The sequence below is a fragment of the Burkholderia sp. E168m15 genome, from assembly GCF_016586105.1.
Lineage (GTDB): Bacteria > Pseudomonadota > Gammaproteobacteria > Burkholderiales > Burkholderiaceae > Burkholderia > Burkholderia orbicola.
Map to the genome: position 1 here is coordinate 1 of NZ_BCPO01000188.1, position 27,000 is coordinate 27,000.

Annotated in this window: 22 protein-coding genes and 1 pseudogene; 8 read left to right on the forward strand and 15 right to left on the reverse strand. The window is 64.7% G+C overall.

Annotation, left to right across the window (positions count from 1 at the left end):
- Both JMF86_RS29645 and JMF86_RS29650 read right to left on the reverse strand, forming a co-directional pair.
- Window positions 1–229, reverse strand: a pseudogene (locus JMF86_RS29645) (efflux transporter periplasmic adaptor subunit); the annotation flags it as partial.
- A 225-nt stretch (window positions 230–454) separates the two neighbouring features.
- Window positions 455–1,336, reverse strand: a complete 882-nt coding sequence (locus tag JMF86_RS29650; RefSeq protein WP_011549367.1) for a LysR family transcriptional regulator — start codon at window positions 1,334–1,336, stop codon at window positions 455–457.
- 597 nt (window positions 1,337–1,933) lie between these two features.
- Between JMF86_RS29650 and JMF86_RS29655 the strand changes: the two genes are divergently transcribed.
- Entirely contained in the window at window positions 1,934–2,914 is a 981-nt protein-coding gene (locus JMF86_RS29655; RefSeq protein WP_011549366.1) for an AraC family transcriptional regulator, read from the forward strand.
- Between the two features lie 61 nt (window positions 2,915–2,975).
- Here JMF86_RS29655 and JMF86_RS29660 read toward each other — a convergent pair whose 3' ends face one another.
- From JMF86_RS29660 to JMF86_RS29670, 3 genes are all read right to left on the reverse strand, one after another.
- The gene (locus tag JMF86_RS29660) at window positions 2,976–3,947 is read right to left on the reverse strand and encodes an aliphatic sulfonate ABC transporter substrate-binding protein (protein WP_011694975.1); all 972 of its coding nucleotides are present in this window, start codon (window positions 3,945–3,947) and stop codon (window positions 2,976–2,978) included.
- A 272-nt stretch (window positions 3,948–4,219) separates the two neighbouring features.
- Window positions 4,220–5,170, reverse strand: a complete 951-nt coding sequence (locus tag JMF86_RS29665; protein ID WP_011549364.1) for a LysR family transcriptional regulator — start codon at window positions 5,168–5,170, stop codon at window positions 4,220–4,222.
- Between the two features lie 300 nt (window positions 5,171–5,470).
- Window positions 5,471–6,769, reverse strand: a complete 1,299-nt coding sequence (locus JMF86_RS29670; protein ID WP_011549363.1) for an adenylosuccinate synthase — start codon at window positions 6,767–6,769, stop codon at window positions 5,471–5,473.
- Window positions 6,770–6,909: 140 nt separating this feature from the next.
- Here JMF86_RS29670 and gcvA point away from each other — a divergent pair, with 140 nt between their 5' ends.
- Window positions 6,910–7,800, forward strand: coding sequence for a transcriptional regulator GcvA (gene gcvA / locus JMF86_RS29675; RefSeq protein WP_006480992.1), 891 nt, complete (start codon window positions 6,910–6,912; stop codon window positions 7,798–7,800).
- A 169-nt stretch (window positions 7,801–7,969) separates the two neighbouring features.
- On the opposite strand, the gene JMF86_RS29680 is transcribed toward gcvA, so the two are convergent.
- Window positions 7,970–8,332 carry a hypothetical protein gene (locus JMF86_RS29680; RefSeq protein ID WP_011549362.1) on the reverse strand — a complete coding sequence of 121 codons (363 nt, stop codon included), beginning with the start codon at window positions 8,330–8,332 and terminating at the stop codon, window positions 7,970–7,972.
- A 2,391-nt stretch (window positions 8,333–10,723) separates the two neighbouring features.
- Here JMF86_RS29680 and JMF86_RS29685 point away from each other — a divergent pair.
- Window positions 10,724–12,040, forward strand: coding sequence for a replication initiation protein (locus JMF86_RS29685; protein ID WP_006480994.1), 1,317 nt, complete (start codon window positions 10,724–10,726; stop codon window positions 12,038–12,040).
- A gap of 95 nt (window positions 12,041–12,135) precedes the next feature.
- On the opposite strand, the gene JMF86_RS29690 is transcribed toward JMF86_RS29685, so the two are convergent.
- The 4 genes from JMF86_RS29690 to JMF86_RS29705 all read right to left on the reverse strand — a co-directional run bounded on the left by JMF86_RS29690 (window position 12,136) and on the right by JMF86_RS29705 (window position 17,910).
- Complete coding sequence (locus JMF86_RS29690) at window positions 12,136–13,167, reverse strand: ParB/RepB/Spo0J family partition protein (RefSeq protein WP_011694973.1); 1,032 nt, start codon at window positions 13,165–13,167, stop codon at window positions 12,136–12,138.
- Entirely contained in the window at window positions 13,160–13,855 is a 696-nt protein-coding gene (locus JMF86_RS29695; protein WP_006497839.1) for a ParA family protein, read from the reverse strand. Before JMF86_RS29695 ends, JMF86_RS29690 begins: the two co-directional genes overlap by 8 nt.
- Before the next feature lie 1,786 nt (window positions 13,856–15,641).
- Entirely contained in the window at window positions 15,642–16,658 is a 1,017-nt protein-coding gene (locus JMF86_RS29700; RefSeq protein ID WP_011549359.1) for an AraC family transcriptional regulator, read from the reverse strand.
- A gap of 127 nt (window positions 16,659–16,785) precedes the next feature.
- The gene (locus JMF86_RS29705) at window positions 16,786–17,910 is read right to left on the reverse strand and encodes an MBL fold metallo-hydrolase (protein WP_200161102.1); all 1,125 of its coding nucleotides are present in this window, start codon (window positions 17,908–17,910) and stop codon (window positions 16,786–16,788) included.
- Window positions 17,911–17,993: 83 nt separating this feature from the next.
- On the opposite strand from JMF86_RS29705, the gene JMF86_RS29710 reads away from it, so the two are divergent.
- Window positions 17,994–18,647, forward strand: a complete 654-nt coding sequence (locus JMF86_RS29710) for a TetR/AcrR family transcriptional regulator (protein WP_011549357.1) — start codon at window positions 17,994–17,996, stop codon at window positions 18,645–18,647.
- A 203-nt stretch (window positions 18,648–18,850) separates the two neighbouring features.
- Window positions 18,851–19,342 (forward strand): flavodoxin family protein, encoded by a 492-nt coding sequence (locus JMF86_RS29715; RefSeq protein ID WP_011549356.1) that lies wholly within the window; start codon window positions 18,851–18,853, stop codon window positions 19,340–19,342.
- A 117-nt stretch (window positions 19,343–19,459) separates the two neighbouring features.
- On the opposite strand, the gene JMF86_RS29720 is transcribed toward JMF86_RS29715, so the two are convergent.
- Entirely contained in the window at window positions 19,460–20,044 is a 585-nt protein-coding gene (locus JMF86_RS29720) for a DUF2889 domain-containing protein (protein ID WP_011549355.1), read from the reverse strand.
- Between the two features lie 654 nt (window positions 20,045–20,698).
- Here JMF86_RS29720 and JMF86_RS29725 point away from each other — a divergent pair.
- The 3 genes from JMF86_RS29725 (at window position 20,699) to JMF86_RS29735 (ending at window position 23,175) form a co-directional block, all read left to right on the forward strand.
- Entirely contained in the window at window positions 20,699–21,370 is a 672-nt protein-coding gene (locus tag JMF86_RS29725; RefSeq protein ID WP_011549354.1) for a ProQ/FinO family protein, read from the forward strand.
- 486 nt (window positions 21,371–21,856) lie between these two features.
- Window positions 21,857–22,918, forward strand: coding sequence for a DMT family transporter (locus JMF86_RS29730; protein ID WP_201317201.1), 1,062 nt, complete (start codon window positions 21,857–21,859; stop codon window positions 22,916–22,918).
- Between the two features lie 23 nt (window positions 22,919–22,941).
- On the forward strand, window positions 22,942–23,175 hold the full coding sequence (locus JMF86_RS29735; RefSeq protein WP_201317202.1) for a hypothetical protein: 234 nt from the start codon (window positions 22,942–22,944) through the stop codon (window positions 23,173–23,175).
- A 94-nt stretch (window positions 23,176–23,269) separates the two neighbouring features.
- Here JMF86_RS29735 and JMF86_RS29740 read toward each other — a convergent pair whose 3' ends face one another.
- The 4 genes from JMF86_RS29740 to JMF86_RS29755 all read right to left on the reverse strand — a co-directional run bounded on the left by JMF86_RS29740 (window position 23,270) and on the right by JMF86_RS29755 (window position 27,000).
- The gene (locus JMF86_RS29740) at window positions 23,270–23,857 is read right to left on the reverse strand and encodes a nitrogen fixation protein NifQ (protein ID WP_011549351.1); all 588 of its coding nucleotides are present in this window, start codon (window positions 23,855–23,857) and stop codon (window positions 23,270–23,272) included.
- Window positions 23,858–23,932: 75 nt separating this feature from the next.
- Window positions 23,933–24,358: a molybdopterin-binding protein gene (locus JMF86_RS29745; RefSeq protein WP_011549350.1), complete on the reverse strand. Its 426-nt coding sequence runs from the start codon at window positions 24,356–24,358 to the stop codon at window positions 23,933–23,935.
- A gap of 174 nt (window positions 24,359–24,532) precedes the next feature.
- Window positions 24,533–26,029: an efflux transporter outer membrane subunit gene (locus JMF86_RS29750; RefSeq protein ID WP_201317203.1), complete on the reverse strand. Its 1,497-nt coding sequence runs from the start codon at window positions 26,027–26,029 to the stop codon at window positions 24,533–24,535.
- A complete protein-coding gene (locus JMF86_RS29755; protein WP_027805481.1) occupies window positions 26,026–27,000 on the reverse strand; it encodes an HlyD family secretion protein in 975 nt (324 codons plus the stop codon). Before JMF86_RS29755 ends, JMF86_RS29750 begins: the two co-directional genes overlap by 4 nt.

Genomic DNA, 27,000 nt, shown 5'->3' on the forward strand with positions numbered 1-27,000 from the left:
CCCGGCGCAGCACGATGCCGTCGACCCGCGCGCGCACTTGCGCGACCAGGAACGCGCTGGTGCGGCCCGGCAGTTCGGTCACCGCCGGCACGGCTTGCGGCTGGACGGTGACGACGCCGACTTCCGGCGTTTGCGGCGGCGGCGCCGCTTCCTTTTTCCCGCATGCGGCCAGGAAAACGGCAGCCGTTGCGGCAGTGATTAAGCGGTATGGAACCCGTTCGACGCGCATGGAGCGACCTCTCACAATTAGACGACCTTCAATGGGAATCACCAGATCTCCTCATGGCCCTGACGCGCGGCAGACCTGCAATGTCCTGTCCGCCGCGGATGCGGACGCGTGTTGCGGGTGTGCGTTGCACCCTGCGGAGCGTTCGTTTGCCGAACTGCTTCCGAAAAAAGAACGGCGAGCCCGCGGCCTTCGCGGGCGCGCGGTGCCGGGGGTTCGGCCAGACCGCTAGCGCGCGGGCCGGAATGCGGCGCCGGCGAATTCGATGAACGCGCGCGCGGCGGCCGGCAAACGCGCGGCACGCGCATGCGCGAGCTTCAACGTGACGGGCGCGAGCGGGTGCAGCGGGGCCACGCGCACCAGCGTGCCGGCTGCCAGATCGGCCTCGACGAGATATGCGGGCAACACCGCGGCACCCATGCCGGCCACGGCCAGCCGCCGCGCCATCTCGAGATGGCCGACGCCTGCATTGCTCGTTGCCGCACCGGATCGCACCCCGGCCATGGGGTCGTCATCGGCCGCCGGCAGCTCCAGCCGCACGGCCGCGATGTCCGGCCAGTCGCCCGATGCCGCAGCGCCGCCGTGCGCGGCGACATAATCGGGCGCCGCGACCCGCACGGATTCGTACGCGGCCAGCGTATGCAACGCGTGTGCGCCGGACACCGGCATGCCGTCCGTCAGGAACGCGACGTCGATGTCCTCGGCAGTCAGGTCGACGTGGGCATCGGTCAGCGTCACGGTCGGCCGCACGTCCGGAAACCGGTGCACGAAACGATCGAGCAGCGCGCTCAACTGGCTGAGCCCGAACGCAACCGGCGCGGCCACGCGCAGCACGCCTTCCGGCTTGCTGCCCATCGCGACGAAACGACCGTCGATCTCGTCGATCGCACCGAGAATCCGCTCGACGCGCGCGAGATACAGCTCGCCGATTTCCGTCAGCGACTGATGGCTCGTACTGCGTTGAAGCAGGCGCGCGCCGAGGCGCGTCTCGAGCGCGTCGACCAGCCGGCTCGCCATCGCGGTCGACACGCGCAACCGCGTCGCCGCCCGGCGAAACCCGCCTTCCCTTGCCACCGTCACGAATGCCCGAATCGATTGAAGTTGGTCCATTTGTCCGGATTCCCCTGCGCGGACGACTGCCCGTCTACCTGCACCCGACGCCGCGCCGCAGCCGGCCCGCATCGGCCCGGCCAATGCAGCTGCCCCGCCACCGGCTCAGCCGGGTCGGTCGGCACGCTCGCGACGGGCACGCGCCGGCTTGCAACGGGCGCAAACCGGCCTCGGCAAGCCCGATGCACGATCGTTCAGTAGCAGTCCTGAGTCTTTTCCGGCGATTCGCGGCGGCGACGCACGCGGCAAGGCCGGCGGCGTCCGCGCATCACGCGGACGGTGTCGCCCGCATCATCCGGGCGCGCTGAATCGCATTTCCTTCAGCAGGTGCAATGGTAGGGAAACCGCCGGAAAATGGCTTGCCCGATCCTGCGATTGTTTTGCCTTAATTTCCGAATTTGTGCGCTGCACACCCTGCACCGACGGGCGACGCGGCCGCCGACCATGCAGGTCCGGATGATCGGGCTAATTTCGGACAGGTTTAGGCAATCCCGCGCGCTCGACTCGCCGTACGATGTGAGCGCCGTGCCATGCGCCTCGACAGGGGATCGCAGCCGCACGCATTGCATCGCTCACTCCGCCAACCGCTTACCCAACATGGAAATCGACGCCCGAACGCCGCCTCAACCGCGCACCCCGCCGGATCACGATGCCCGGTCGCCCGCCCGGTTAGCCACGGCCCGGCTCGCGGCGCTGATCGCCGCGTACGCGCCGCACGACGGCATGTTCGACCTTCCATTGCGCGGCATGCGCGTCGCGCGCGCCTCCGCGCCGTCGCCGCAATGGAACCATGGCGTGCATCATGCGTGCCTGAGCCTCGTCGGGCAAGGCGCGAAATCGATACGGGTCGGCGACGCTACCTACGGGATCGACGAATCGCGGATGCTGGTCGCCATCGCCGACCTGCCCGTGACCGGACGCGTGACGCGCGCGAACCCGGCCGAGCCGTTCCTTTACGCGCAACTCGAACTCGATCCGCGCCGCATCGCGGCGCTCACGCCGGTCGTCTTTCCGCACGGACTGCCGAAGGCGGTCGACTACGGCGCGCTCGACACGCTCGACGCAACGCCCGAAATCGTCGACGCCGTCGCGCGGCTGATGCAACTGATCGCACAACCGGACGACCTCGACCTGCTCGCACCGCTGATCGTCGACGAAATCCTCATCCGGCTGCTGCGCGGCCCGTCGGGCGCGCGCGTCGCGCAGATCGGCGACGCCGGTTCGACGACCCAGCGCATCTCGCGCGCCGTCGCATGGATTCGCGACCACTACCTCGATCCGATGGCGGTCGACGCGCTCGCGCGACAGGTGGAGATGAGTCCGTCGACCTTCCACCATCACTTCCGTGCGGTTACGTCGATGAGTCCGTTGCAATGCCAGAAGGTGCTGCGGCTGCAGGAGGCGCGCCGCCTGATGTGCCTGTCGGCGATGGATGCGCGGCAGGCATGCCGAAGCGTCGGCTACGTGAGTGCGTCGCAGTTCAGCCGCGAATATGCCCGGCTGTTCGGCGACGCACCGGGCCGCGACGTCGCGAGGTTGCGCGGCGAAGCGGTGCCGCTGTCGCGGGTCGCGCCATGACCGGATTTCGCAAGCGAGGAAGTTGCTCGCCGCGCCCCCGACCGTCGGGCCGGCTACACGTTCACGCGAGCGAGGGCGGCGCAGCGAGGCTGACGTCGACGCGTTTCGGCAGGATGCCGGCCTGATAGAACACGTCCGCGATGCGCTGCTGGTACGCGAGCGTGTCACGGGTGACGGGCTCGACGCCGAAGCGCGCGCGGCGAAACGCGAGCGCCACGGCCGGCTCCGGAATGCCCCACAGCTTCGAGAATTCGGCCGCGCCCTGCGCGCGGTTCGCATCGAGCCAGCGCTGGACCGTCGCCAGTTCCGACACGACCGCGTCGAGCACGTCGGCATTGTGCTGCGCGTACGTGCGCGACGCGAAATAGTAGCTGCGGTTCTCGACGAGCCCTGTGCCGTCCGCGACGATGCGCGCGCCGAATGCCTGCTGGACCACCGCGAGAAACGGATCCCAGATGATCCACGCATCGACCGAGCGGTTCTCGAACGCCGCTCGCGCATCGGACGGCGACAGCCAGACCGGCGTGACGTCTGTATAGCCGAGCTTCGCGGCCTGCAGCAGCCTCACCAGCAGGAAGTGCGTATTCGATCCCTTCACCAGCGCGATGCGCTTGCCGCGCAGGTCGGCAAAGGTCTTGACCGGCGAATCCTTCGCGACGACCACCGCTTCGGTCGCCGGACCGGCCGGCGTCTGCGCGTAGTAGACGAGCGGCGCACCGGCCGCGAGCGCGAAGATCGGCGGCGCTTCGCCGACATCGCCGAAATCGATCGATCCCGCGTTCAGCGCCTCGAGTTGCGGCGGGCCCGACGGGAATTCGGTCCACGTGACGTTCACGCCGAGTGTCGCGAGCTTGCCCTGCAGCGTGCCGCGCGCCTTCAGCAGGCTGAGCGGCCCTTTCTGATAACCGATGCGCAACGTCCGCGCGCCGGCCGCGCTGGCCAGCGCAAGGCCCGGGTGGGCGGCGGCGCCTGTCGCGATCGCCAGGCCGGCATGAATGAGCCGGCGGCGGATGCTGGAGTGTCGATCTGCCATGTCGTTTCGGGTTCGATGAAGTGGGCGCGCACGAAGCGCGCATGCGATGAAGCAGGTCGAACCGATTCTAAAAGGCGGCTACCGCTGGCCGAACCAACGATGTTCGATATCGAAAGCGAGCGTTTTCATAAAGGCATGCCGATGGCACGGGCATCGTTGGCCGGAACGGTCCGCACACATTCCTGCGCCACTCGCTTTTAACAAAGGAATGCGAACCATTTCCATCAAGCCGAAAGACCGTGCGCGGCACTCACGTACCGATCGTGCGTGAATCAGGATTGACGGGACGCGCAACAAGCGTTCAACGCAGCCTCGTCGGCAGCCAGCATCTCGGGCACGCATTCCCGCAGGAAATCGACGAACGTGCGGATCTTCGCATCGAGATACTGACGCGACGCATACAACGTGTAGACCGTCAGCTTCTGCAGCCGGTAATCGGGCAACACACGCACCAGCGCGCCGCTCGCGAGCGCGGGCAGCGCCGCCGACATCGGCAGGGAGCCGATCCCGAGCCCCGCGCGCAGCGCGGTGCCGAGCGCATCGGCGATATTCACCTGGAAATCCGGCAGCGGCAGTTCGACCGTTTCGCGGCCGTTCGGGCCGTCGAGGTGCCAGCGGTCGCGCGGAAACAGCGGCGTGACGAGCCGCAGGCACGCATGCCCGGCGAGATCGCTCACCGTGCGCGGCGTGCCGCGCGCCTTCAGATAGGCAGGCGACGCGCACAGCACGCTGCCCACGTCACCGAGCCGCTGCGACACCAGCCCGGAATCGGGCAGCTCCGTCGTGCTCAGCTGCAGCGACACGTCGTAGCCTTCGTCGATGATGTCGGGCACGTGCTGCGACAGCGTCAGCTCGACCGCGACCGACGGATAGCGTTCGCGGTAACGCACGACCGCGGGCATCACGTAGGACTGGCCGAAACTCGTCGTCGCGTGAACGTGCAGCCGTCCGGACGGCTTCGCCTGCGCGTCGGCCGCCTCGGCTTCCGCTTCGTCGATATAGCCGAGGATGCGCTGGCAGCGGTCGAGATAGCGTTGCCCGGCGTCGGTCAGCGCGATGCGGCGCGTGCTGCGGTTGAGCAGGCGCGTGCGCAGATGCGTTTCGAGTTGCGCGACCGAGCGCGACGCGTAGGCCGTCGTGATGTCCAGGCGCTGGGCCGCGCTCGTGAAGCTGCCCTCCTCCGCGACCCGGACGAAAATGCGCATCATCTGTAACGTGTCCATCGACCTGTCCCCGGGATTGTCACGTCGCGCCGCCGTGCGGCCAGGGGGCCGGCGGCGCCGGCACGAGCCGGTCTGGCGCGAATTGTGCGGAACAGTACAGCAGCGTTGCAGACGTGTCCAGTTCGCCGTATGCGGCACGATCCGGATGCCGAATCGTGCCGCCGAGCCGTTCGCCGCACGGTATCCGGGCCGGTCGCCCATCCGTACCGGATGGGTCGACGAACCAACGGGAACGGTCGGCAAAAACGACCGGCCGACCACGATACCGCGCGTCGATCGACGCTCTTCGCGGCTCGCGCGTTACGCGGCGGCGGCCGCATCGAACGGATCGCGCAACACGATCGTGTCGTCGCGCTCCGCGCCGGTCGTGATCATCGAAACCGGCGCGCCCGCCACGGCTTCGATGCGCGCGATGAAATCCTGCGCGGCGCGCGGCAGCGCCGCCCGCTCGCGCACGCCCTTCACCGAGCCTTGCCAGCCTTCGAACCGTTCGTAGAGTGGCTTCGCGCGCGACTGCGCATCGAGGCTCGCGGGCAGATGATCGACGCGCGCGCCGTCGAATTCGTAACCGACGCACAGCGCGATCGACTCGAAGCCGTCGAGCACGTCGAGCTTGGTGAGCGCCAGCGAATCGATGCCCGAGATCCTGACGGCCTGGCGCAGTTGCGCGGCGTCGAGCCATCCGCAGCGTCGCGGCCGGCCGGTATTCACGCCGAACTCCTGTCCGCGCGCACGCAGCGTTTCGCCGGTAGCGTCGGTCAGCTCGGTGAGGAACGGGCCGCCGCCGACCCGCGTCGCATACGCCTTCGTGACACCCAGCACGTGGCCGAGCTTCGCCGCACCGAGCCCGGTGCCGGCGGCCGCGGCCGATGCCACGGTGCCCGACGACGTCACGAACGGGTACGTGCCCCAGTCGATGTCCAGCATCACGGCCTGCGAACCCTCGAACAGGATGCGCTCGCCGCGATCGGTCGCGTCGTTGAGGTCGGCCCAGACCGGACGCACGAACGGCAGGATTTTCGGTGCGAGCGCGACCAGCGTCGCCAGCATCGCGTCGCGATCGTACTCGTCGAGCCCCAGGCCGCGGAACCACGCGTTGTGATGGTCGACGAGCACGTCGAGTTTGGCGGCGAGCCCGTCCGGTTCCGCGAGATCGCCGACGCGCAGCCCGCGACGCCCGACCTTGTCCTCGTAGGCCGGCCCGATCCCGCGCAGCGTGGTGCCGATCGGTTCGCGGCGCAAACGCTCCTGCGCCTCATCGATCGCACGGTGAATCGGCAGCACCAGCGTCGCGTTCTCGGCGATCGACAGGTTGTCCGGCGTCACCGGCAGCCCGAGCTCGGCCATCCGCCCGATTTCCGCGAGCAGCGCTTCGGGGTCGAGCGCCACGCCGTTGCCGATCACGCCACGCTTGCCGCGCACGATGCCGCTCGGCAGCAGCGCGAGCTTGTACGTGTTGCCGCCGACGACCAGCGTGTGGCCCGCGTTGTGACCGCCGTTGTAGCGTGCGACGAGATCGGCCTGCGCCGCCAGCCAGTCCACGACGCGCCCCTTGCCTTCGTCGCCCCATTGGGCGCCCACTACCACCACGTTCGGCATGCTCCGTACTCCATGTGAGAAATTCAGACACTGGTTCGGCCAGGTCGGCCGTTTGTGTGCCATATTGGCGGAGCCGGATCACCCGATCAAACGATTAAACCTGAACCATCGTGTGAGTAAATTTCACGCGAAACGATGCAATGGCCCGACGACTCCCTCCATTGAATTCGCTGCGCGCGTTCGAAGCCGCCGCGCGGCTCGGCAGCTTCACGCTGGCCGCGGACGAGCTGTGCGTGACGCACGGCGCGATCAGCCGGCATGTGCAGCAACTGGAAGCATGGCTTGGCCGGCCGCTGTTCGAACGCCACAACCGGCGCGTCGAACTGACCGCGGCCGGCCGCGCGTACCTCGCCGAGGTCGGCGCTTCGTTCGACCGGATCGCGCTCGCCACCGCACAGCATTTCGGCCACGCACAGCAGCGCGTGCTGCGCGTCAGTGCACCCGCGACGTTCTCGCTGCGCTGGCTCGTCCCGAAGCTGTCGTCGTTCCAGGTCGCGCATCCGGCCATCGAGGTGCGGCTGTCGACGTCGAACGAGCCGATCGACAAGTTGCGCGACAAGGTCGACCTGATCGTTCGCGGCGGCCCGCAGGCCATCGACGGGTACGTCGCGGAGGAATTCCTGTCCGAAGTCCGGCTGCCGGTGTGTGCGCCGAAGTTGCTGGAGGGCCGGTCGCTGGATACACCCGCCGATCTCGCCGGCTTCACGCTGCTGCACGCGGCAACCTATCCGGGCATGTGGCCGGAGTGGCTCGCGGCGGCCGGGCATCCGAACCTCGTGCCGCGGCACTCGCTCACCCTCGAGCATTTCTACCTGACGCTGCAAGGCGCGCTCGACGGGCTCGGCGTCGCGATGGGGCCGATCGCGCTCGTCGCCGACGACATCGCCGAAGGCCGGCTCGTGCAGCCGTTCAGCGAACCGGCGCTGCCGCCATGGCGCTACTTCACGTATGTGGCGTCCGCACGGGCGGACGATGACGCCGTACGCGCGTTCAAGGACTGGCTGAAGGCAACGGGAAGGGCGACTGTGTAGGGTGGGTGGCGCTCACCACCCCTGCCTGCGTGTTGTACATTTTCAATATGAGCAGGATTCCGAATCAAATTGGATAAACCTGCGGAACGTGTTTGCCTTCGTGCATCGCATGATTGCGACGCACGAAGGCAAGCCGCGGACGGAGCCATGGCTTGCCGCCGGACAACGCTTACTGGCTGGCTGCGCCGGCCTTCTTCTCCGCGTTCTGCAGATTCTGCGGATAGTTCGGATCATTGGCCGCCGGCTTGTAACCGGCGTCTTCGAGTTTCTTCAGCTCGGCGTTGTTCTTCGCACGCGCGGCCTTGTGTTCGGCCTTGCGTTTGGCCCTGGCCGCCTTGCGTGCTTCGCTCTTCGCGGCCTTGGCGTCCTGTGCTGCCGGTGCAGCCGGTGCGCTGGCGGTTTCCTGCGCAAAAACCGGAACGGCCGAGCCGAACAGGAAAGCGGCTGCGGTAGCAGCCAACGTGAGTTTTCTGATCTGGATTCGCATCGCTGAACTCTCTTTTTTGATGACCATCACGGTTTGAAAAACCATCGAGATACCGCCCCTGCCCTGATCGGTCGTCATGTCGCGATCAGGACCTGTGCATCATAACCGTGTCGCAAGAATTGTGGCGTCAACGTGCTGACGGAATTGGGGATATACGTATGGGAGACAACGTAGGTCCTGCGCTCGATGACGGAAATCGCGGTACGCGATACGGCGCGAGGCCCCGATGGCTGTTTCACGGGTGGTGATACCGATACGCCGATACGCGACGTGGGTATCGTCGTGCTTGCGCGATCACCGCAGCGGCAGTCGATCCACACGTCACGACATCGTTCGATGCGGCTCGAGCGACGGTTCCTCCCATAAACGACCACGATTCGCTTCGTCGACGATCAAGACGATTACGTTGCGTCGTTTCGGCGTGCGGCGATTCGTCCGGCAACCGTTGCCACCTCGTGATGCAAAAGGTTACCTGTGGAGACAAGGCTCTCTGTCGATGGACAGGTCTGACGAAAAAGGCCGGCTAGTGCGAGCGGTGAAGACGTCGGCTCGATTGGTTGCACGCATGCGCTACAACCCGACATGAGCGATCAGCGCGCGTCCGGTGGAGATACATATGGAGCGAAGGCTTGTCCGTCGATGCGGCCGTGCTTGCCGACGCGTCGGGCGTCACATATCGATGCCGATCGTTTCTTGTTTGCTCCCATCGAGAGTGCCTTATGTGGACGGAGCGGCGATCTGCACAGCTTGCTTATACCTGTACCTTATCCGATCGGTGAGCTTTTCCGGGATTCCGCTTCGGGGGAAAGGTGAGCAGGTTCGGGAGCATCGTGGAAATCGGTTGCGGTGAGCTTCGGCACCGACGGCATCTTCACGTTGGGTGGCAACGATATCGATGAAGTGTGCCAAGTCGTCCCAAGGGGCACACTGTGCGATGGCTTTTCGGCATCCGGTCTGCTTTTCGGGCCGTGGTATGAGTCCCTCGTTGCCTGCAGCGGCCACAGCAAAACTTCCCGGCCGTGGTTTAAAGGTAGAAAAACAGACGGGGCGTGGGGATGAAAAACAGCCCGGCGCGGATTCCTCCGGGCACAGTCCACAGGCTAAATTTGGCGAGCAGCGTCACAGGCGATCGACAATAATTTGTCCGTAGACGAGGCCGTGCGAGTACAAAAAACCATTCGCGGGCAGTCCCGGATGATTTCGAACTGCTGTGAAGGAAAGCGAACGATCCGTTCGGCTGGTCGATCACAGGCGGCAGGAGGGTCACGCGGCCCGTTTTCGGGTCCCATAAACGGGAACCTCTACGTCGAATCCAGGGATTTCCTCCCATAAGTTTCTACGTTTCGGTGCTTGTGAGTGGGTACTCACCTCCTCGGAATGCCTTGCCACGCCTGAAGCCTTTCAGGAACGGCGGGTCAAACAGGGCCAAAGGGAGCGTGGAGGGGAAATCTGGGCGGTTGGCTTCCCATAGACGACTCCCATTGGTAGCGGTTTATGGGGTTCGTCTTTCTGTGCAAGCACACGTGTGTTTACATCTTTGGTAAACCACGTTTACTTCTTTAACTACTTTTAGACGGCTCACAGCCTTGCCTGGCATGGGTTTGAGCGGTGTTCGGTACCCATTTATGGGAGCACAGGTGGAAGGGTTTGGGGCTTCAGGTCTGTGGATTTGGGGTTTGGGGTACCGGGTTGTGGGAAATCAGGGTTGTGGATATGGGGCGAACGTATCCGGTTATGGGAAATCGACCGTCAATCGCGTGAGGTAGTCGTCTATGGGAACGCATGGAGGTAGCCTTTTATGGGGCGCTTTTTTGCGTCGATAGTCGAATCGATGCACAGAGATTTTCTTCGGGTAGCCGGTTATGGGGCATTTCAAAGGTACCCATGTATGGGAGCTGGTTTCGATCGATTCGCTGTCCTTCGCTCAACAGTCCTATAAAGCTTTCCCATAGACAGGAGCGGGGCTCCGGACAGGTTACCTTTTATGGGGAAATCGGAAGGTTGCCTTTTATGGGAGCGATTTCTCCCTTCGGGCCGGAAAGCAATGCGGTTGACGACGCTGACAGGTACCCTCGTATGGGAACCGACAAAGGTAGCAAGTTATGGGAGAAATCGCGGCCGTATTGCAGGGCACCACGTATCCCTCTTGCGATCTCGATTCCATTCGTTTTCCCCCATGGATGGGTACCTTCGTGGTGGCAAATCTTGTGCCGGGTTTCGCGACGCGGGCGGGAAAGGTAGCGGCTTTTGGGAGGAATTTTGATCAACAGGTAGACGGATATGGGGCTCGGCGCAAATCGTTGAAACAAGGTTTTTCCTTCCATATCTGATACTTAGACAAGATAGTGAAAGTGATGCTAGAGCAAGGACGTTGCTCCGTGGCGCGAAAAGGTATAAAGTCCGCTCTCAATAAGGCAACCTTACCCGGACACCACGATGCCGCGCAAGCCCGCAAGCAAAGGCTCAGACAAACAGGTTTCGCTGTTTCAGACCCCCGAGCCGCCCGACTTGCTGCGCAAGGCGGTCCAGGCGATTCATATCGCGCCGAAGTCCGGCAAGATCGGTCTGCAGCAGCGCAAGATGTTCAGCTCGCTGATCAAGAACGCGCTTCGGCAGGAGGCGTTCGAACCGGGCCGAACGAGCTTCTCGATTTCGATCGCGTCGCTGTCGCACGAGAGCGGGCTGAACAGCAACAACACGAAGTACGTGAAGGACACGGTCAACTCGTTGATCAGTACCGTCGTCAACTGGGACTACCTGGCCGCGGACCGTTCGACGGTCTGGAAAGCGTCGGGCCTGCTCGCCGGCGCGGAGCTCGAGCAATCGGTGCTGAAGTACAGCTTCTCCGACCAGATTCGCAGCGAACTGCTCAATCCCGAAATCTACGCGCTGATCGATATGCGGATCGCCCGCGAGTTCCGGCGGTCGCATTCGCTCGCGCTGTGGGAAAACACGGTGCGTTACGAGGGGATCGGCATCACCGCGAAGATTCCGTTGCCGAAATTCCGTGACCTCATTCTCGGCCAGGACAAGGCGTCGCAGTCGTACAAGGAATACAAGCTGTTCAAGAGCAAGGTCCTGGTGCCGTGCATCCAGGAGGTGAACGAAGTATCGGACCACACGCTCGAGCTGATCGAACACAAATCCGGCCGCAGCGTGGAAGCCGTGCAGTTCAAGGTGACGCGCAAGCAGAGCACCGATACGGTCGAAGACGGCGACGTCAAGAACGAAGCGCTGGTCGAGGAGGTCGCGAAGTTCGGCATTCCGCGCTCGGAAGCGCGCCGGTTGATCACGCAATACGGCGTGCAGCGCATCAAGGCGGCGATCGCCTATACGCTCAATCGGACTACGAAGAAGAATGCGACGCCGGTCGACAACGTCGCCGCGTACTTCCGCAAGGCGCTGACGCACGGCTACACGTTGGCCGATGGGCAGGGAACCGAGGCGGCTGCACCGGCGAAGGAATCCGCGCAGAGTAAGCAGGAACAGATTCGCGACAAGTATCTGGCGGCGAAGGTCGAGGAAGCCGGCGCGTATTTCCGCGAACTGGAGATCGACGACCAGACCAAGCTGATCGAGCGTTACAACGAGACGGTGGCGGGTTCGAAGGACCTGACGCTGTCGCCGAAGAAGAAGGCGAGCAAGCTGGCGCAAACCAGTTTCTTCCGGTGGCTGGCGCTCGATACGTGGGGCGAGCCGACCTCGGACGACCTGCTGGAATTCCTGCTCAAAAGCAGTCTCGCAGGCAACTGAACGAGGCCTCGCCGTTGTGCGCACCATGCGCCGGACCATGTCGCGGTCGGGCTTGACGGCGCAGCGCGAAGGCGAGGCCTTTTGCCGCTAGCGCGTTACTTCGACGGGGCCGTGGCCAGCTCCGCGACGTACGCGTCGATGACGGTCTTGAGCTTGTCGGCAAGCGCTTCCTGGTGGGATGCGTCGACGCCCTTGAGCTGCAGGTCCAGACGCCCGTCCGGATACGTCTTCAACTGGCCGATCGCGCGCGATTCGAGCGCGAAATCATGACGAACGCTATAGCGCGTACGCCCGGCCTTCTTGGTGCCGTCACTCTGCGCACGCAGGAAATTCTCGAGATCGCGGACGGATTTTTTCCGGTCGATCACGGCCGTCAGCAGCCGATCGGCCGTCGCCTCGCCGAGGCGTTCGAAGATCAGTTTCAGGAAGTACGCAGCCTGCAGACCGACCACGTCGTTCGCACTGGCCATCCGCTCCAGCAGCGTGTTCGGCAGCGCGTTGAGCGACAGCGTCTTGCTGATCGAGGCCTTGTCCTTGCCGATTTTCTCCGCCAGAGTGTTCTGGTCGGAAAAGACCTTCTCGTCCAGGAGACGTTTCCACGCGATCGCATCATCGAAGATCGTCTGGCGTTCGTGGTCGTGGTTCGCCCGATACGCGATCGTGTAGAGCTGCTCGGGCGTGTGATCGGTGCGGAACGTCGCATTAATCGTTTCGTCGCCGTTAATGCTCGTCGCGCGCAGCCGGCGTTGTCCGTCGATTACGACGAGCTTGCCGGGGAACTCGGGAAGCCGCGTGACCTTGATCGGCTCGATCTGCCCTTCTCGTTTCAACGTCAGCGCGAGCTCGTGCAGGCTCGATTCCGAGTAGAACACGCGCGGGTTGAACGGGTTCGGGATGCAGTCCTTGACCAGCACCTTCTGCGGCGCGCCAAGCTCGGGCGTACCGGCGGGCGCGGTTCCGGCCGGGCCACTGGCAGGCGCCGTGTCGACGACGGCGGCCGGTGCGGCCGCCGGCTCGGGCAGCCGCGTTTCGAGCGCCGCATTTTCCTGCGCGAGTCCGCGCAACAGGCCGGCTGCGAGATGCAGGTTGCCGGTCGGTTTCTTGTCTTTCGAGGTGTCCTTAGCCATGGGCGGCTCCGGTAGCGCGCGTCGACGCGATGTATTGGGCCATTTCCGTGACCAGCTTTTCGATTTCCGCGCGGGCTTCCTTCAGGCCCTTCAGGTATCGATTGTGGTGATGGATCGTGGTGCCGAGCGCGAACGTCTGACGATAGACCTCGCGTTGCGCGATCTGGCTGTCGAGCAGATGCTCCCCTATTTCTTCAGCCCGTAGAATTTTTAAAATTTCTTCACGCATTTTAGTTTTTCCATTGACGCTATTCAGCATTAATGCGGAAGAAAGTTGAGGATTTCGAACGGCGCGCATCGATTCGATCATGCGGATCATCGCGACCGTGCTGTACAGATCGGCCGGCGATGGCGAAAGCGGCACCAGGCAGAAGTCGGCCACTTCCAGGACGGATGCGATACGCGGATCTTCGAGGTTGCCGGGGCAGTCGACGACGATCACATCAAAGTTCGCGTCCTGCTTCTTGATCTCGCCCCCGATGCCGCGGCCGGCGGGAGCCAGCGAAAGGACCGTCATCGGCAGCGTGTTCTCGCCGCTCGTGACCCAACGGACGGAAGTGCCCTGAGGGTCGGCATCGATCAACGCGACTTTGTTGCCGCCGGCTTCGAACGCAGCCGCGATGTTGACGGAGATGGTCGTCTTTCCCGTCCCACCTTTTTGATTACTGACGGCGATCTTGAAAGCCATTAAATCCCTCCAAGGAGTTTTGCGTAATATATGCAGTTATTACCGAAATGTCCAGAAAAGTGTTCGATGGAGTGAATATCTTTTGATCTCCGCGGTTGTTACGTGACAAATAGGCCGAACGGCCAAGGCGTCATTTACGCGTATTGACTAAAAAAATACAAAATAACCAATCACGGCTGCACGAACGCGCAGCGAACGCGGGCAAATTCAGCTGGCGTTGAACATCGACGATGAAACCGTTGCGTGGAGAATTGATGTCTCGTCGCACTTGGTCTCATACGGAATTCGATACGAACCCGAGACGACGATGTTGCGCGGTCTCGAGGAAGAAGCCGGTTGTCACGTGACAAGTCTCCGGGCATTGATTGCTTCGAGGTCTGGCCATATCGAGCGAAAGTTCTCGATGCGATTGCGACGTGGGCTGCGGAAGAATCGCTTCATTTCAATTACAGAGGTGCTTCACATAATCCTGACGTACGTCTATCCGGCGATGAGACGGGTTGTCACGTGACAAACACATTCAAGCGCGCCTCCCAGGAGCAACCTTTCGATCGTCAAGACGTAGTCGTGATTGCCGATGCCCGGTGCGTAGCTGGCATGTTGCTCAGGAAGAAAGCCGGTGGGGATATTTCTGGTCCCGCCGGCTCGTGGGTGAGTCGCCGGTTGTCACGTGACAACGGGAGCGGGCGCCTGAAAGCTCGGGCAACGGATGGCTATATGGGAGCGGAGTATCCCGGGGAGGCGTTGCAAGGCGCGTCTGGGGTGGCGCGGTACGAACTGTGTAGTCAGCAGCTTGATTCCCTTATCTTCGTGTGTACGCTCGGGGTGCTGGCGCAACGCGCTGAGCGATTGCTGCGCATGTTCGTGCGGGATATAGGGATGACTATGATGTGTCCCTATTTATAGAGAGTACGAAACCCTGCATTGCCGCTCGCATGGGCCAATAGGGCAGGGGGCTGGTTTCGTAGCGAATATCAGATTTCCGCGCTGGAGGGCCCCGATATGCAGGGAGATTCATGCAATCTGGGTCACTATTGGCGTCGAATCCATGTGTTGGCGACGTGTAGCAACGCGAACGGGTCGGTTCGTGAAACATTTTCCGAAAATCGACGCTTGCCAGAAATCCTTGTGTGGCAATGGTTTGCGCCATATTCTTCATGCTGTTTCACGGCAAATGAGCTTGGTGATGCCCGGAAATGGGGGCGTATGGTTTTTTGGCATGTGGGCAACGAAGATTGGCGCGGCTTCACCGAGATTCGTTGTGGCGAATACGTAATTCGTAGTTTTCAATACGTTTCGCGGTGGAGCAACTGTTCCGGGTGTCGAAGTGCGGGGATCAGTGCATCACTGGATCGCGTCGCCCCGTCCATTGACTGGTGGGAGTTCTGATATTTAGCGCCAGTTGTCACGTGACAACGCATGCGTCGGCCTTCCTATTAACGGAGTCGCGAAGCATCGCGAGACGATGCTGACATTGGGGATTTATAGGCGGCCGGTCCGACGTAGCCGTTGGGAGGGGAGGGGGCGGTCCGCCGAAATCGTCAGCTCCGGGCGGTTCGTCTGTAGCCAAAGGAGAGGTGAAAGTATGGGACCCGGCCGCACGATACACGTCGGCGATGTTTGACGATAAGCAGGAAGGGAGACGCCGAGCAATTCATCCGAGTTGAAAACATATCGGCGTTGGGCGCTGCATTTCAGTCTGAGTCCGCTCGATCCCGCATGCGAGGCGCCAGTCCTGCGCCGTTCACCCGTAATAGCCGACACATTCCCACCCACCGTGCCGCCATCAATAACTCGCGACGATCGACAAGGCGACATCCCCGCCACCTCGCAGGCTATCGATATCCCTTCGCGGAGAGTTACCGAACAGCCGGCTATATTCCCGGTTGAACTGGGTCGGGCTCGCATACCCGACCCTGAATGCTGCCGACGCGGCGTCGAGCCGCTCCGCCAGCATCAGCCGACGTGCCTCGTTGAGGCGTATCCATTTCTGGTACTGGAGAGGACTCATGCCGGTGAGTTGACGGAAGTGGTGATGGAAGGTCGAACTGCTCATCTGAACCTGCGCCGCGAGATCATCGACACGCAACGACTCGTCGTAGTGAGCGCGCAACCACCGGATCGCGCGTGACACGCGGTTGCACTGACTGCCGGCGGACGCAATCTGACGCAGGCGGGCGCCCTGGTCGCTCGTCAGCAGCCGATAGTAAATTTCCCGCTCGACATACGGTGCGAGAACGGCAATCGCGTTCGGGTCGTCCAGCAGCGCGAGCAACCGGTTCAGCGCGTCGTACAGAGGCTCGGTCATGTCGCCCACGACGAGCCCGCGGCCGGCCGGCGCATCGTCGTGATCCGGCGCGACTTGCATCATCAATTCGGCCATGACGCGAAAATCGAGCTTGAGGCCGAGCCCGAGAAACGGTTTGTCGGGGCTGGCTTCGATGATCTGCGTCGAACCGGGCAGGTCGAGTGACGTGATCAGAAAGCGGTCCGTGTCATAGATATAGGCGTCTCCGCTCTGCATGACCCGCTTCGCGCCTTGAACGACGAGACCGAAGCTCGGCTCGACCATGCATTCCATCGGCTGCGTCGGCGCTTCCCTTCGATGAAAGCTCAGGTTGGGAATGGCCGTGTCGAGATGATCGACTCCTTCGGTCCATCTCGCGACGCGCTCCGCGAGCGACTGTCGTAGCTCGTTCTCGCGGCTGCGACCGGTCGAACGGTCGCTCGCCTGGTCGAATGCCGCGATGGCGACGTCATCATTGCGTTGGCCGGATATGTATCGGAGGGATGCCGGATGCATGACTTCTCTACTCTAGTAATCGGGTCGACAGGCAGGCCGTCGACGTGCCGGGGAAGCCGGCAACGAATGCACCACCCGGCGCCGCTGCACGGTCATCCTCCCGGAAGGCGCGTGCGGCGATTGCGGACTACTTCGTCGCCTGCGATGCGCAAAGCTGCCAGCGTCGCGATTTCGCCGCCGGCGTTGCCGCGTGCTCGTCGACCGTGCGCCACCAGCGCTCGCCGCGATGCGGCGCGTCGAGATCGAGGCGTTCGCCCATTCTGGGCGTCGACAGCTCGATACCGCGCACGAGCGCCAGCGCCGTGACCCGCTCGAACGGCTCCTGCCAGCGATGCATCGCGAGGTCGAACGTACCGTTGTGGATCGGCATCAACCAGCGCCCGCGCAAATCGATGTGCGCCTGCACGGTTTCTTCCGGCTGCATGTGAACGTACGGCCATTGCGCATCATAGGCGCCCGTTTCGATCAGCGTGACGTCGAACGGCCCGAGGCGCTCGCCGATCTCCCGGAAGCCGTCGAAATAACCCGTATCGCCGCTGAAGAACACGCGCAGGTCGTCGTCGACGATCACCCACGACGCCCACAGCGTACTGTTGCCGTCGAACAGGCTGCGCCCGGAGAAGTGCTGGGCAGGCGTCGCTGTCAGCGTCAGCCCGGCCACATCGATGCTTTGCCACCAGTCGAGCTGGCGGACCTTGTTCGCGTCGATACCCCATTCGATGAGCCGGTCGCCGACGCCCAGCGTCGTCACGAACACGTCGGTGGTGGCGGCCAGCGCGAGCACCGTGTCGCGGTCGAGGTGATCGTAATGATCGTGCGACAGGATCACGCCGCGCAGCGGCGGAAGATCTTCCAGCGCGATCGGCGGCGCATGAAAGCGCTTGGGGCCGATACGCCGAAACGGCGACGCGCGCTCCGCGAACACCGGATCGGTCAGCCAGAATTCGCCACGCAGCTTCAGCAACAGCGTCGAATGGCCGAGCCGATACAGGCTGCGATCGGGTGCCGCGTCGAGTTCCGCGCGGGTCAGCGAATCGACGGGCAACGCGCCGGCGGGCACGGTATGACGCGGCTTGTTGACCAGCATGTTCCACGCGATTCCCAGCGTCTTGCCCAATCCTTCGGCGGGGCGCGGCGCGACATTGGCAAAGCGCTCGCCGTTGTGCTGCGGCGAACTGCCGGAGAGCGTCCGGCCACGTCGGGCGGCCGCGAAACCCAGAATGCGATGAATCAAAACGAGAGGCGATGCCATGTCGGTTCGTCCGGAGAATAAAGTACACTAAACAGTGTAGTTTATTTTTGGGGTAAGTAAACTGCCCGGTGTAAAATTTCTGTATGGATACCAGTACTCCCCCTCAGCGTCTGACCGACCGAAAGCGCGCGGCCATCGTCGATGCGGCGATCGAGGAATTTCTCGCCGCGGGCTACGATGCGACGAGCATGGATCGTATCGCTGCGCGCGCGGACGTGTCGAAGCGCACCGTCTATAACCACTTCCCCGGTAAGGAGACGCTGTTCGCCGCGATCCTGAACAAGTTGTGGGATGCGACTCGCACCGGCAGTTCGCCGACCTATCGCGCCGACGTGCCGCTGCGCGAGCAACTGCTCGCGTTGCTCGACCGCAAATTGCGGTTGATGAACGACGAGGCCTTTCTCGCGCTGGCGCGTGTCGCGATCGGCGCGGCCATCCATTCGCCGGAACGGGCGCGCGACATGGTCGAGCGTCTCGGCGAGCGCGAGGAAGATGTCACGGTCTGGGTGCGCGCGGCCGCGGCGGCCGGTCGCCTGTCGGTCACCGATCCGGTGTTCGCCGCGCATCAGTTGCATGGCGCGGTGAAGGCATTCGCGTTCTGGCCGCAGATCACGATGGGCCAGCCGCCGCTGACGGCGCAGGAGCAGCAGAAGGTCGCGGAATCGGCTGCCGATATGTTCCTTGCGTACTACGCGCGACCCGACGACGGCGCTGCACGGCATCGCCGGCAAGACTGAACGCGGTCCCGGACACATCCGGAAGCATCCGGCTCCCCGGGCAGATCGAAACCATTGCGATGCGCGCGTTGTCGGCGAGCAGGCAAACCGGTCGATCCGGGGAAAAACGAACGCCAAATGACGCCCATCCGTGCCGGCCGGCCATCTGGCCTGGACTCGACGATACCGTCGGCGCACCCGAAGCCGAATGCGAGCAACGACCCATGAAAACGCTGTTGATCGTCTATCACACGATGACCGGAGGCACGCAACAGATGGCCGAAGCGGCTGCCGGTGCAGCTCGCGAGCAGCCTGGCGTCGACGTCAGGATGCAGCGTGCGGACGCGACGAGCGCCGACGACGTGCTGGCCGCCGACGCATACCTGTTCGCGACGCCGGAGAACCTTGCGGCGATGTCCGGGCTGATGAAGGATTTCTTCGATCGCTGCTACTACGCGGCGCTCGATCGCGTGAACGGCCGCCCGTATGCGGCAATGATCTGCGCGGGAAGCGACGGGCAGAACGCGTTGCGCCAGATCGACCGGATCGCGACCGGATGGCGGCTGAAGAACGTGGCGCCCGGCCTGATCGTCTGCACGCATGCGCAGACGCCGGAGCGTATTCTCGCAACGAAGACGATCGACAGCGACGCGCTCGCGCGCTGCGCCGAACTCGGCGCGGGTCTTGCTGCAGGGCTGGCACTGGGCGTGTTCTGATCACGAGTGCGGCGGCTCCGATCTGCCGGATCGACACCGGCACGGCCCGCAGCCGTTCGCGCACTATCGGTTTCGCAAACTTCCGCAAACAGCGCCGAACCGCCGAGCGTCGGAACTTCAACTGCCCTTCGTCGGTGCCGAAGGCTGGTGGTACTCGGGCCAAAGACGTTTCACGAGATCGCGCGATGCACCGTAGGCGTAGCAACTGTCGATCTTGAGCGGCTTTCCTTCGCTGTCGCGGTAATCGAGCGACGATCGCCGCATGCCGACCATCGTCTGATAGGCCGTCGTCGCGATCGGGCCGAGCAGTTCCTTCAAGTGCGTGCACGTATCGCAGGACGGCAGGCGCTTGCGAACCTCGCTGTTCCAGCCGGCGCCGATGTTCAATCCGACGAGCGCCTGCAGCGAGTTGCCGCCGCCCGAACACTGCGCATACGGATGCGAACGCATGAACGTGGAGACGCCGCGAACGACCATGTCGACGTCGAACACCAGCGTGACGCCGAGATCGTGGAGCGGTGTCAGTGCCGCGACCGTTCGCGCGCCGCCGGGCGGCGTGAAATCGCTGGTCTTGCGGTCCGCGAGGCAGGCCGTCACTTCGAACAGGCCATCGCTGCGCCGATAGCCGCGCATGTCGATCTGCCGATGGTGAATCTCCTCGCGCGTGAGGCCGTCATGCGGGGTGTCGTCTTGGGAAACCATGCTTGCGCTCCATCTCGTGTAACCAGGTCGTTTCGCAGGCAACGGAATCGCGCCCGGTCGATCGGGCGCGCGGAGAAAAGCAGGCGGGGACATGCTGCCAACGAAGTCGATTCGGCCATACTACGCACTTTCCGAGATCTTCGTCCGCGACGCGATCGATGCGCACGCAACGAGTCGCGTATCGCGGCCGGCGCAAACGCGTGTCGAGCGGGCGGGTCGTGCGAGGTCGGCGGCTACGCCACGCGTGGCGGTTGTGACACGACGCCGTTCGACGTCCGTCGCGCGGAAGATCGCACTTTGCGCCTTGCGCGTCGGCCCGGCCCGCTGCAATTTCCCAGCAGGGGCCGCGAATGGCGTGACATCCGGAAACGTATCCATATAATGCGCAACACGACCGCGCGGACGCATTTCCGGCACCGCGGATCGGACAAATGCAGACCGGCGAGTCAACCGCCTGTCGCGCGTACCGGTATACTTCCACTCCTGCCTTGTCCGGCATCGAGGCCGGGTGCCTGAAAACAGAGTGGCGTGCGCGATGCGGCCCCGTAGTGTTCCGCACCGGCGGCAGGCCGGCCGCACGCATGGCGGCGAAGCTGTTGTGCCGCGCGGCATGGCCGCACGAACCACACCTTATATTCCTGGTGGATTGAATTTATGGGTTTTGAACAACTTGCCGAATTGCGGGCGCAGCTCGCGGCGAAGGCCAAGCAGGAGCGCAACGCAAAGCGGCCGGCAGCGCCGACGGACGCCGGCGCGAAGCCGAAGTCCGGCGACCAGCCGTCCCGCGGCGCCAAGCCGGGTGCCGGCGCGAAGACGCAGCATCGGGCGAAGCTTGCTTCGGCGAAGCCGGCGGCGCCGGTCGATCCGGTCATCGTCGCGATCGGCAAACTGCAGCGGAAGTTTCCGCGCGCGTTCCCGAAGAATCCGGCCCCCAAAGTACCGCTCAAGGTCGGCATCTGGGACGATCTCGCACGCGAAGCGCAGGCCGTCGGCCTCAACGAAGCCGAACTGCGCGAAGCGATGTCGACGTGGTGCCGCGGCAATCGCTACTGGTCCTGCCTCGTCGAAGACGCGGTGCGCGTCGACCTGCAGGGCAACGAAGCCGGGCGCGTGACGCACGACGACGCGGCACGTGCGCGCCGCCTGAAGGCCCGCCGCCCGGGCAAGGGCGCGGCACAATCGGCCAAGGGCGCACCGCAGCAGCCGAAGGCCGAGCAGCAGGCCGAGGCCGCTGCCGCGCCGCAACCGGCGCAGGCCGAAGCGGAAGCGCCGGTGCAGACCGACGCCGCGCCGCAGGTCGAGCAGCAATCGGCCGGCAACGAGTAATCCGCACCGCGCTGCCGTCCGTCGAGCCGCGCGTAGCCGCATGCAAGTCGCGTGCGGTGCATGGCACTCCAGATCGACTTGCCTCGTCAGAGGCAGGTCGGGACTGTCTCCACCGGCGCTGAACCTGCTGGTACATCCCCTCCCTCGTCGAACAGACAACGCGACCGGACGACCCACATTCGTCGACCGGCCTCCATGCACATGATGTTTCGATCGTGCTGATCGAGCATCAATAATATGCATAACTGATCATGAAAACGCGTTGACCATATAATTCGTTTTCCGAAATGATGAAGCGGAAATCGTCGATCGACGTGCGCGCGATCCCGCCTGCCCACCGCGACAAAACGGCGCGCGATAATCACGATGGGAGCGTCCGGCCGCAGGCAAGCCGAGCACGATACAGCCAGCCTTTCGAAAGGTAAGGCAAGCCCGCCTCGACCCAAAGCCACGCCCAGTTTCATCAACCTCAATTCGCCCCGGACCGTGAACCCGAGACATTCCGCGATTTTCGTCGCGCTCGCCGCCGCCGCGCTGTTCGGCGCCGCGACACCGCTCGCCAAGGCGCTAATCGGTGCAATGTCGCCGTTCATGGTTGCCGGCCTCTTCTATTTCGGCAGCGGCGTCGGGCTCGGTATCGGGATTCTGCTGCGCGGTTGGCACAGCCGTCGCGCATCGGCCGCGGACGCCGCGCCGTTGCATCGTGCCGATCTGCTGTGGCTGGCCGGTGCGATCGCGGCGGGCGGCGTGGCCGGCCCCGCTTTGCTGATGCTCGGGCTGTCGAGTACGCCGGCGGCGACGAGCGCGTTGCTGCTCAATCTCGAAGGCGTGTTGACGGCGGTGATCGCGTGGGTCGTGTTTCGCGAGAACGTGGATACGCAGGTGTTCCTCGGCATGGCGGCGATCGTCGCTGGCGGCACGCTGTTGTCGTGGACGCCAGGCCGGGCCGGCGTGCCGGTCGGCGCGCTGCTGATCGTCGCTGCGTGCCTGTGCTGGGCGGTCGACAACAACCTGACCCGCAAGGTGGCCGCGAACGACGCGATGGTGATCGCCTGCATGAAAGGGCTGATCGCGGGGCCGGTGAACATCGGCATCGCGCTGGCGGCCGGCGCGACGCTACCTGCGTTACCGGTCACGGCCGCAGCGATGCTGACGGGGCTCGGCGGCTACGGGATCAGCCTCGTGTTGTTCGTGGTCGCGCTGCGTCATCTCGGCAGCGCGCGCACCGGCGCATATTTTTCGGTCGCCCCGCTATTCGGAGTTGCACTGTCGCTGCTGATCTGGCCCGCGCTGCCGCCCGCGACGTTCTGGATCGCGGCCGCGCTGATGGCGCTCGGCCTCTGGCTGCACGTGCGCGAACGGCACGAACACACGCATGCGCACGAGCGACTCGAGCATACGCATCGGCATCGGCACGACGACCATCACCAGCACATGCACGACTTTCCGTATGACGGCGATGAACCGCACGCGCATCCGCACGTGCATCTGCCGATCACGCACAGCCACGCGCATTTTCCGGACATTCATCACCGGCATCGACATTGACGGTGTCGTGAGCGACGCGTGCCTTGCGTCGCAAGGTGACCGTTTATGGGAAGCGGGAAAAGCCGGTCATCGGTTCGGTAATGTCGGTTGCCGACATGTTGCCGAAGCACCGCTGGCATTTGTGTGCCGCAAGCCGTGAGTTGCCGCTCAGGTTGGAGGAGCGCAACGCGTGCCGGATCATCCAACCGTCGTTGCGCCGAATGGAAGTGATCCGCGGTTTTTTCGCGGAAGCCGAATGTGGCGTCGAAGTCGCGTAACGGCACGTTCGCGCTCGCCATGCCGGTCAACGCGGCTTTTCCGGCCGGCGATGCGACGAAACGGATATCGGCCCGCCCGTTGCCGCGACACCCGTCACGTACGAGGAAAGCAGAAACCGAAATCCTCGCAGCCCGGACATCCGGGTGCGGGCCCGGGCGGCACGCCGAGCGATGCGGCCACTTCCTGCGCGAGGAATTTCTTCCAGCGCAGATGAGCGACGTTGCGCGCGGCGAGCGTGGGGAAAAAGCGCGCGAGCATCGCGGACACCGCGTCGCGTCCGTCGAGCCCGAGGTCGCGCCACAGATGATCGGGGCGCAGACACGCATGCGCGATGATCGTGGCGAGGCAGTCGGCATCGTCGCGGGCGACGGCGGGATTCGCTTCGTCCATCAGTCGCGCATGCAGCGTCGCGACGAATGCCGAGTGCGTGGCCGGCAACGGTAGCGGTGCGACCGCCGACGTGAGTGCAATGGTGTCGACGGATCGCAGATGCGGAAACTGTCGGGTCAGCAGGCCGGCGAACTGGCCGGGAGGCAAGCCCAGCAGCGAGAGTTCGTTGCGCCCGGCGCGTGCCGTAACGAGGGTGCCGAACAGCTGCGCATCGGGCACGTCGGCGTTGGCCGCCGCGAAATGCAGCGACTGCAACGCCTCTTCATACGCGTGATCGGCCGAAGCGGTCATCGCCAGCCTCCGGACGAGAACCGGATCGCACGCATGCGAGGGGCACAACGAATCGCCATCGCGATCGTCACGCGATCACTCGACGCCGACGATCACGCTCGATGCCTTGAAGATCGCGGAGGCAGCGGTGCCGCTTGCGAGACCGAGACGTTCGACGCTGTCGTTGGTGACGATCGCGACGATTTCCGCGCCGCCCGCGGCCTTGATCACCACTTCCGAATTGACCGCGCCCTTCGCGATCGACGCGACGGTGCCCGCGACGCAGTTGCGGGCCGACACCTTGCTGCTGTCGACGTCGACCATCACGATGACCGACGATGCCTTGACGAGCGCAAACGCCTTCGTACCGGCCGCGAGGCCCAGCGATGCCGCGCTGCCGTGGGTGATCACCGCGACGATCTCGAGGCCGTCCTGCGTGCGCAGCGTGATTTCGTCGTTGACGGCACCGGGTTTGACGGCGCCGATCTGGCCGGCGAATTGGTTGCGGGCGCTGGTTCGCATGATGACTCTCCGGGTGGATGCCGCGGCCGGGCCGGCCGCGGTAGCAGATGAATGGAAATGCATCGGCCAGTGTACCGTCAACGCAGGCACTGCGAATGCGATGGTGCGAATCGGTAAAACGCGTCGCCGCAGGGCGTGTCGTCACGCAGGCGTCATATCCCGACCGCGACGGTGCTACGGCGTCGACTGGGCGGCCGCGGGTGTCGAGGCCGCAGAGCCGGCGTCCGCGGCGGCTGCCGCACCGTCGCCGTCCCATCCACCGCCGAGCGCGAGAAAGAGCCGCACCTGGTCGGCCGCGACCTGACCTTCGGCCGCCGCGACCTGCGCCCGCACACTCGTCAACGTGCGCGTCGCGTCGAGATCGGAAATGAACGATTCGCGGCCGGCCGCATAGAGACGATGGGTTTCGTCGGCGGAATTGCGGGCCGACTCGTACGCGGTGCGCAGCGCATCGGTGCGCTGCACGTCGGCCGCGTAGGTCGCAAGGCTCGACTGCGTTTCGCGCAGCGCATTCAGCACGACGCCGTCGAAGTGCGCGAGTGCGCCGCCCGTCGCGGCTTCGGCTTCGCGCACGCGCGCACGCTGGCCGTTGACCGGGAACGACCAGCTGATCAGCGGACCGAACGACCAGCGATTCGTGGTGGACGAGAACAAGTCGGCGGCGACGCCGACCGAGCCGGCCGACGCACCGATGCTGACCGATGGGTACAGCGCGGCGGTCGCCACGCCGATCCGCGCGGTCGCGGCGGCGAGCTGCCGCTCGGCCTCGCGCACGTCGGGGCGGCGGCGCAGCAGCGCGGCGCCGTCGCCGATCGGAATCGGCTGACGCAGCTTCGGCAGGCGTTCGCACTCGGCGGCGGCTTTCGGCAGGTCGGCCGGCGCGCGCGCGAGCAGCGCGGCGAGCTGGTACTGCGCGACCTTGCGGCGGCCTTCGAAGCGCGGAATGTCGGCGGAGAGCGTGCGCACCTGCGTGACGCCGCGGGTCACGTCGGTCTGGTTGCCGCGTCCGGCATCGCGCAGCCGTTGCGACAGTTTCACGCGCTGCTGCTGCAGCGCGAGCGACTGCTTCGCGATCGCCAGTTCGTCGCCGGCCGAGCACGCTTCGACGTACGCGCGCACGACGTCGGCCACGACGGTGATGCGCGCCAGGTCGCCGGCCGCCTTGACGGCCTCGCTGTCCGCGCGCGCGGCTTCGACGCCGCGCCGCAGCTTGCCGAACAGGTCGAGCTCGTACGACACGTTGATGCCGACCGTGCCTTCGTTGACGACCGGCAGCTTGTTTTCGAGCAGGTATTGCTCGGCCGATTCCTGCGCGCGCTGCACGGCCGCTTCCGCGCTGCCCGAGAAGCCGCCCTGTTCGTTCGCGACGACCAGCGCCGCGCGCGAGCGGGCGAGGTTGGCCGCGGCGACGCGCAGGTCGGTGTTCGACTTCAGCGCATCGCGCACGAGCCCGTCGAGTACCGGGTCGTCGTACAGCTGCCACCAGTTGCCGGGCACCGCGTCGCGCGACACCAGCGCGCCGTTCGCGTCGTCGAGCGCATGGTTCGCCAGCGGCGCATTGACGTACGCGTGCTGCGGCAACTTGTAGTCGGGGCCGACCGACTTGCACGCACCGAGTGCGAGTGCAAGCGGAGCGAGCGTCGCCGCGATGCGCAGACCGTGCCGCTTCATTGCGATGCTCCCGCGGCGCTCGCGGCCGTACCGGACGCAGCGGGAACCGGCGCGGCCGCCGATGCGGTGCTGGCGCCAGCCGGCTTCGCGTCGTTGCGGCGCGCGTCGGCGCCGCGCATCGACACGGTCGCGGTGCGGCCCGCGATCATCCGGAAATCGTCGGGCACCTCGTCGAGCACGACGCGCACCGGCACGCGCTGCGCGAGCCGCACCCAGCTGAACGCCGGGTTCACGTTCGGCAGCAGGTTCGCGCCCTGCGTGCGGTCGCGATCCTCGATCGCGGCGACGATGCTCTGCACGTGGCCGCGCAGCGCATGCGGCTCGCCCATCACGATGATGTCGACCGGCTGCCCGATATGGATGCCGCGCAGCTTGGTTTCCTCGAAGTAGCCGTCGACGCGGAACGAGTTGCGGTCGACCACCGACAGCACCGCGCGGCCGGCCGGCACGTATTCGCCGACGCGGGGGGCGCGGTCGTTCAGGTAGCCGTCCACGGGGCTGACGATCGTCGTGCGCTGCAGGTTCAGCTTCGCGGTGTCGAGCGACACCTGCGCATCGGCGACGCTGGCTTCGCCCTGCTCGACGCGCGTGCGGCTTTCCTCGACCTGTTCGCTCGCGACCAGGTTGCCGAGCTGGAGGTTGCGCGCGTATTCGCGCTTCGCCTGCGCCAGCGTCGCGCGACGCTGCGCGAGCGTCGCTTCGGCGAGCCGCTCCGCGAGCGTGTAGCGCGCCTGGTCGATCACGAACAGCACCTGGCCGCGCTTGACCTCCTGGTTGTCGGCCACCTGCACCGACGTGATGAGGCCTGATACGTCCGGCGCGACCTGGATCACGTCGGCGCGCACGTGCCCGTCGCGCGTCCACGGCGAGAACATGTAGTAGTTGATGATGCGCCACAGCACGAGGCCGGCCACGATGACGACGATCAGGGTGAGCAGGACTTGCCCTGCCGAGAGCCAGGTTTTTTTCAC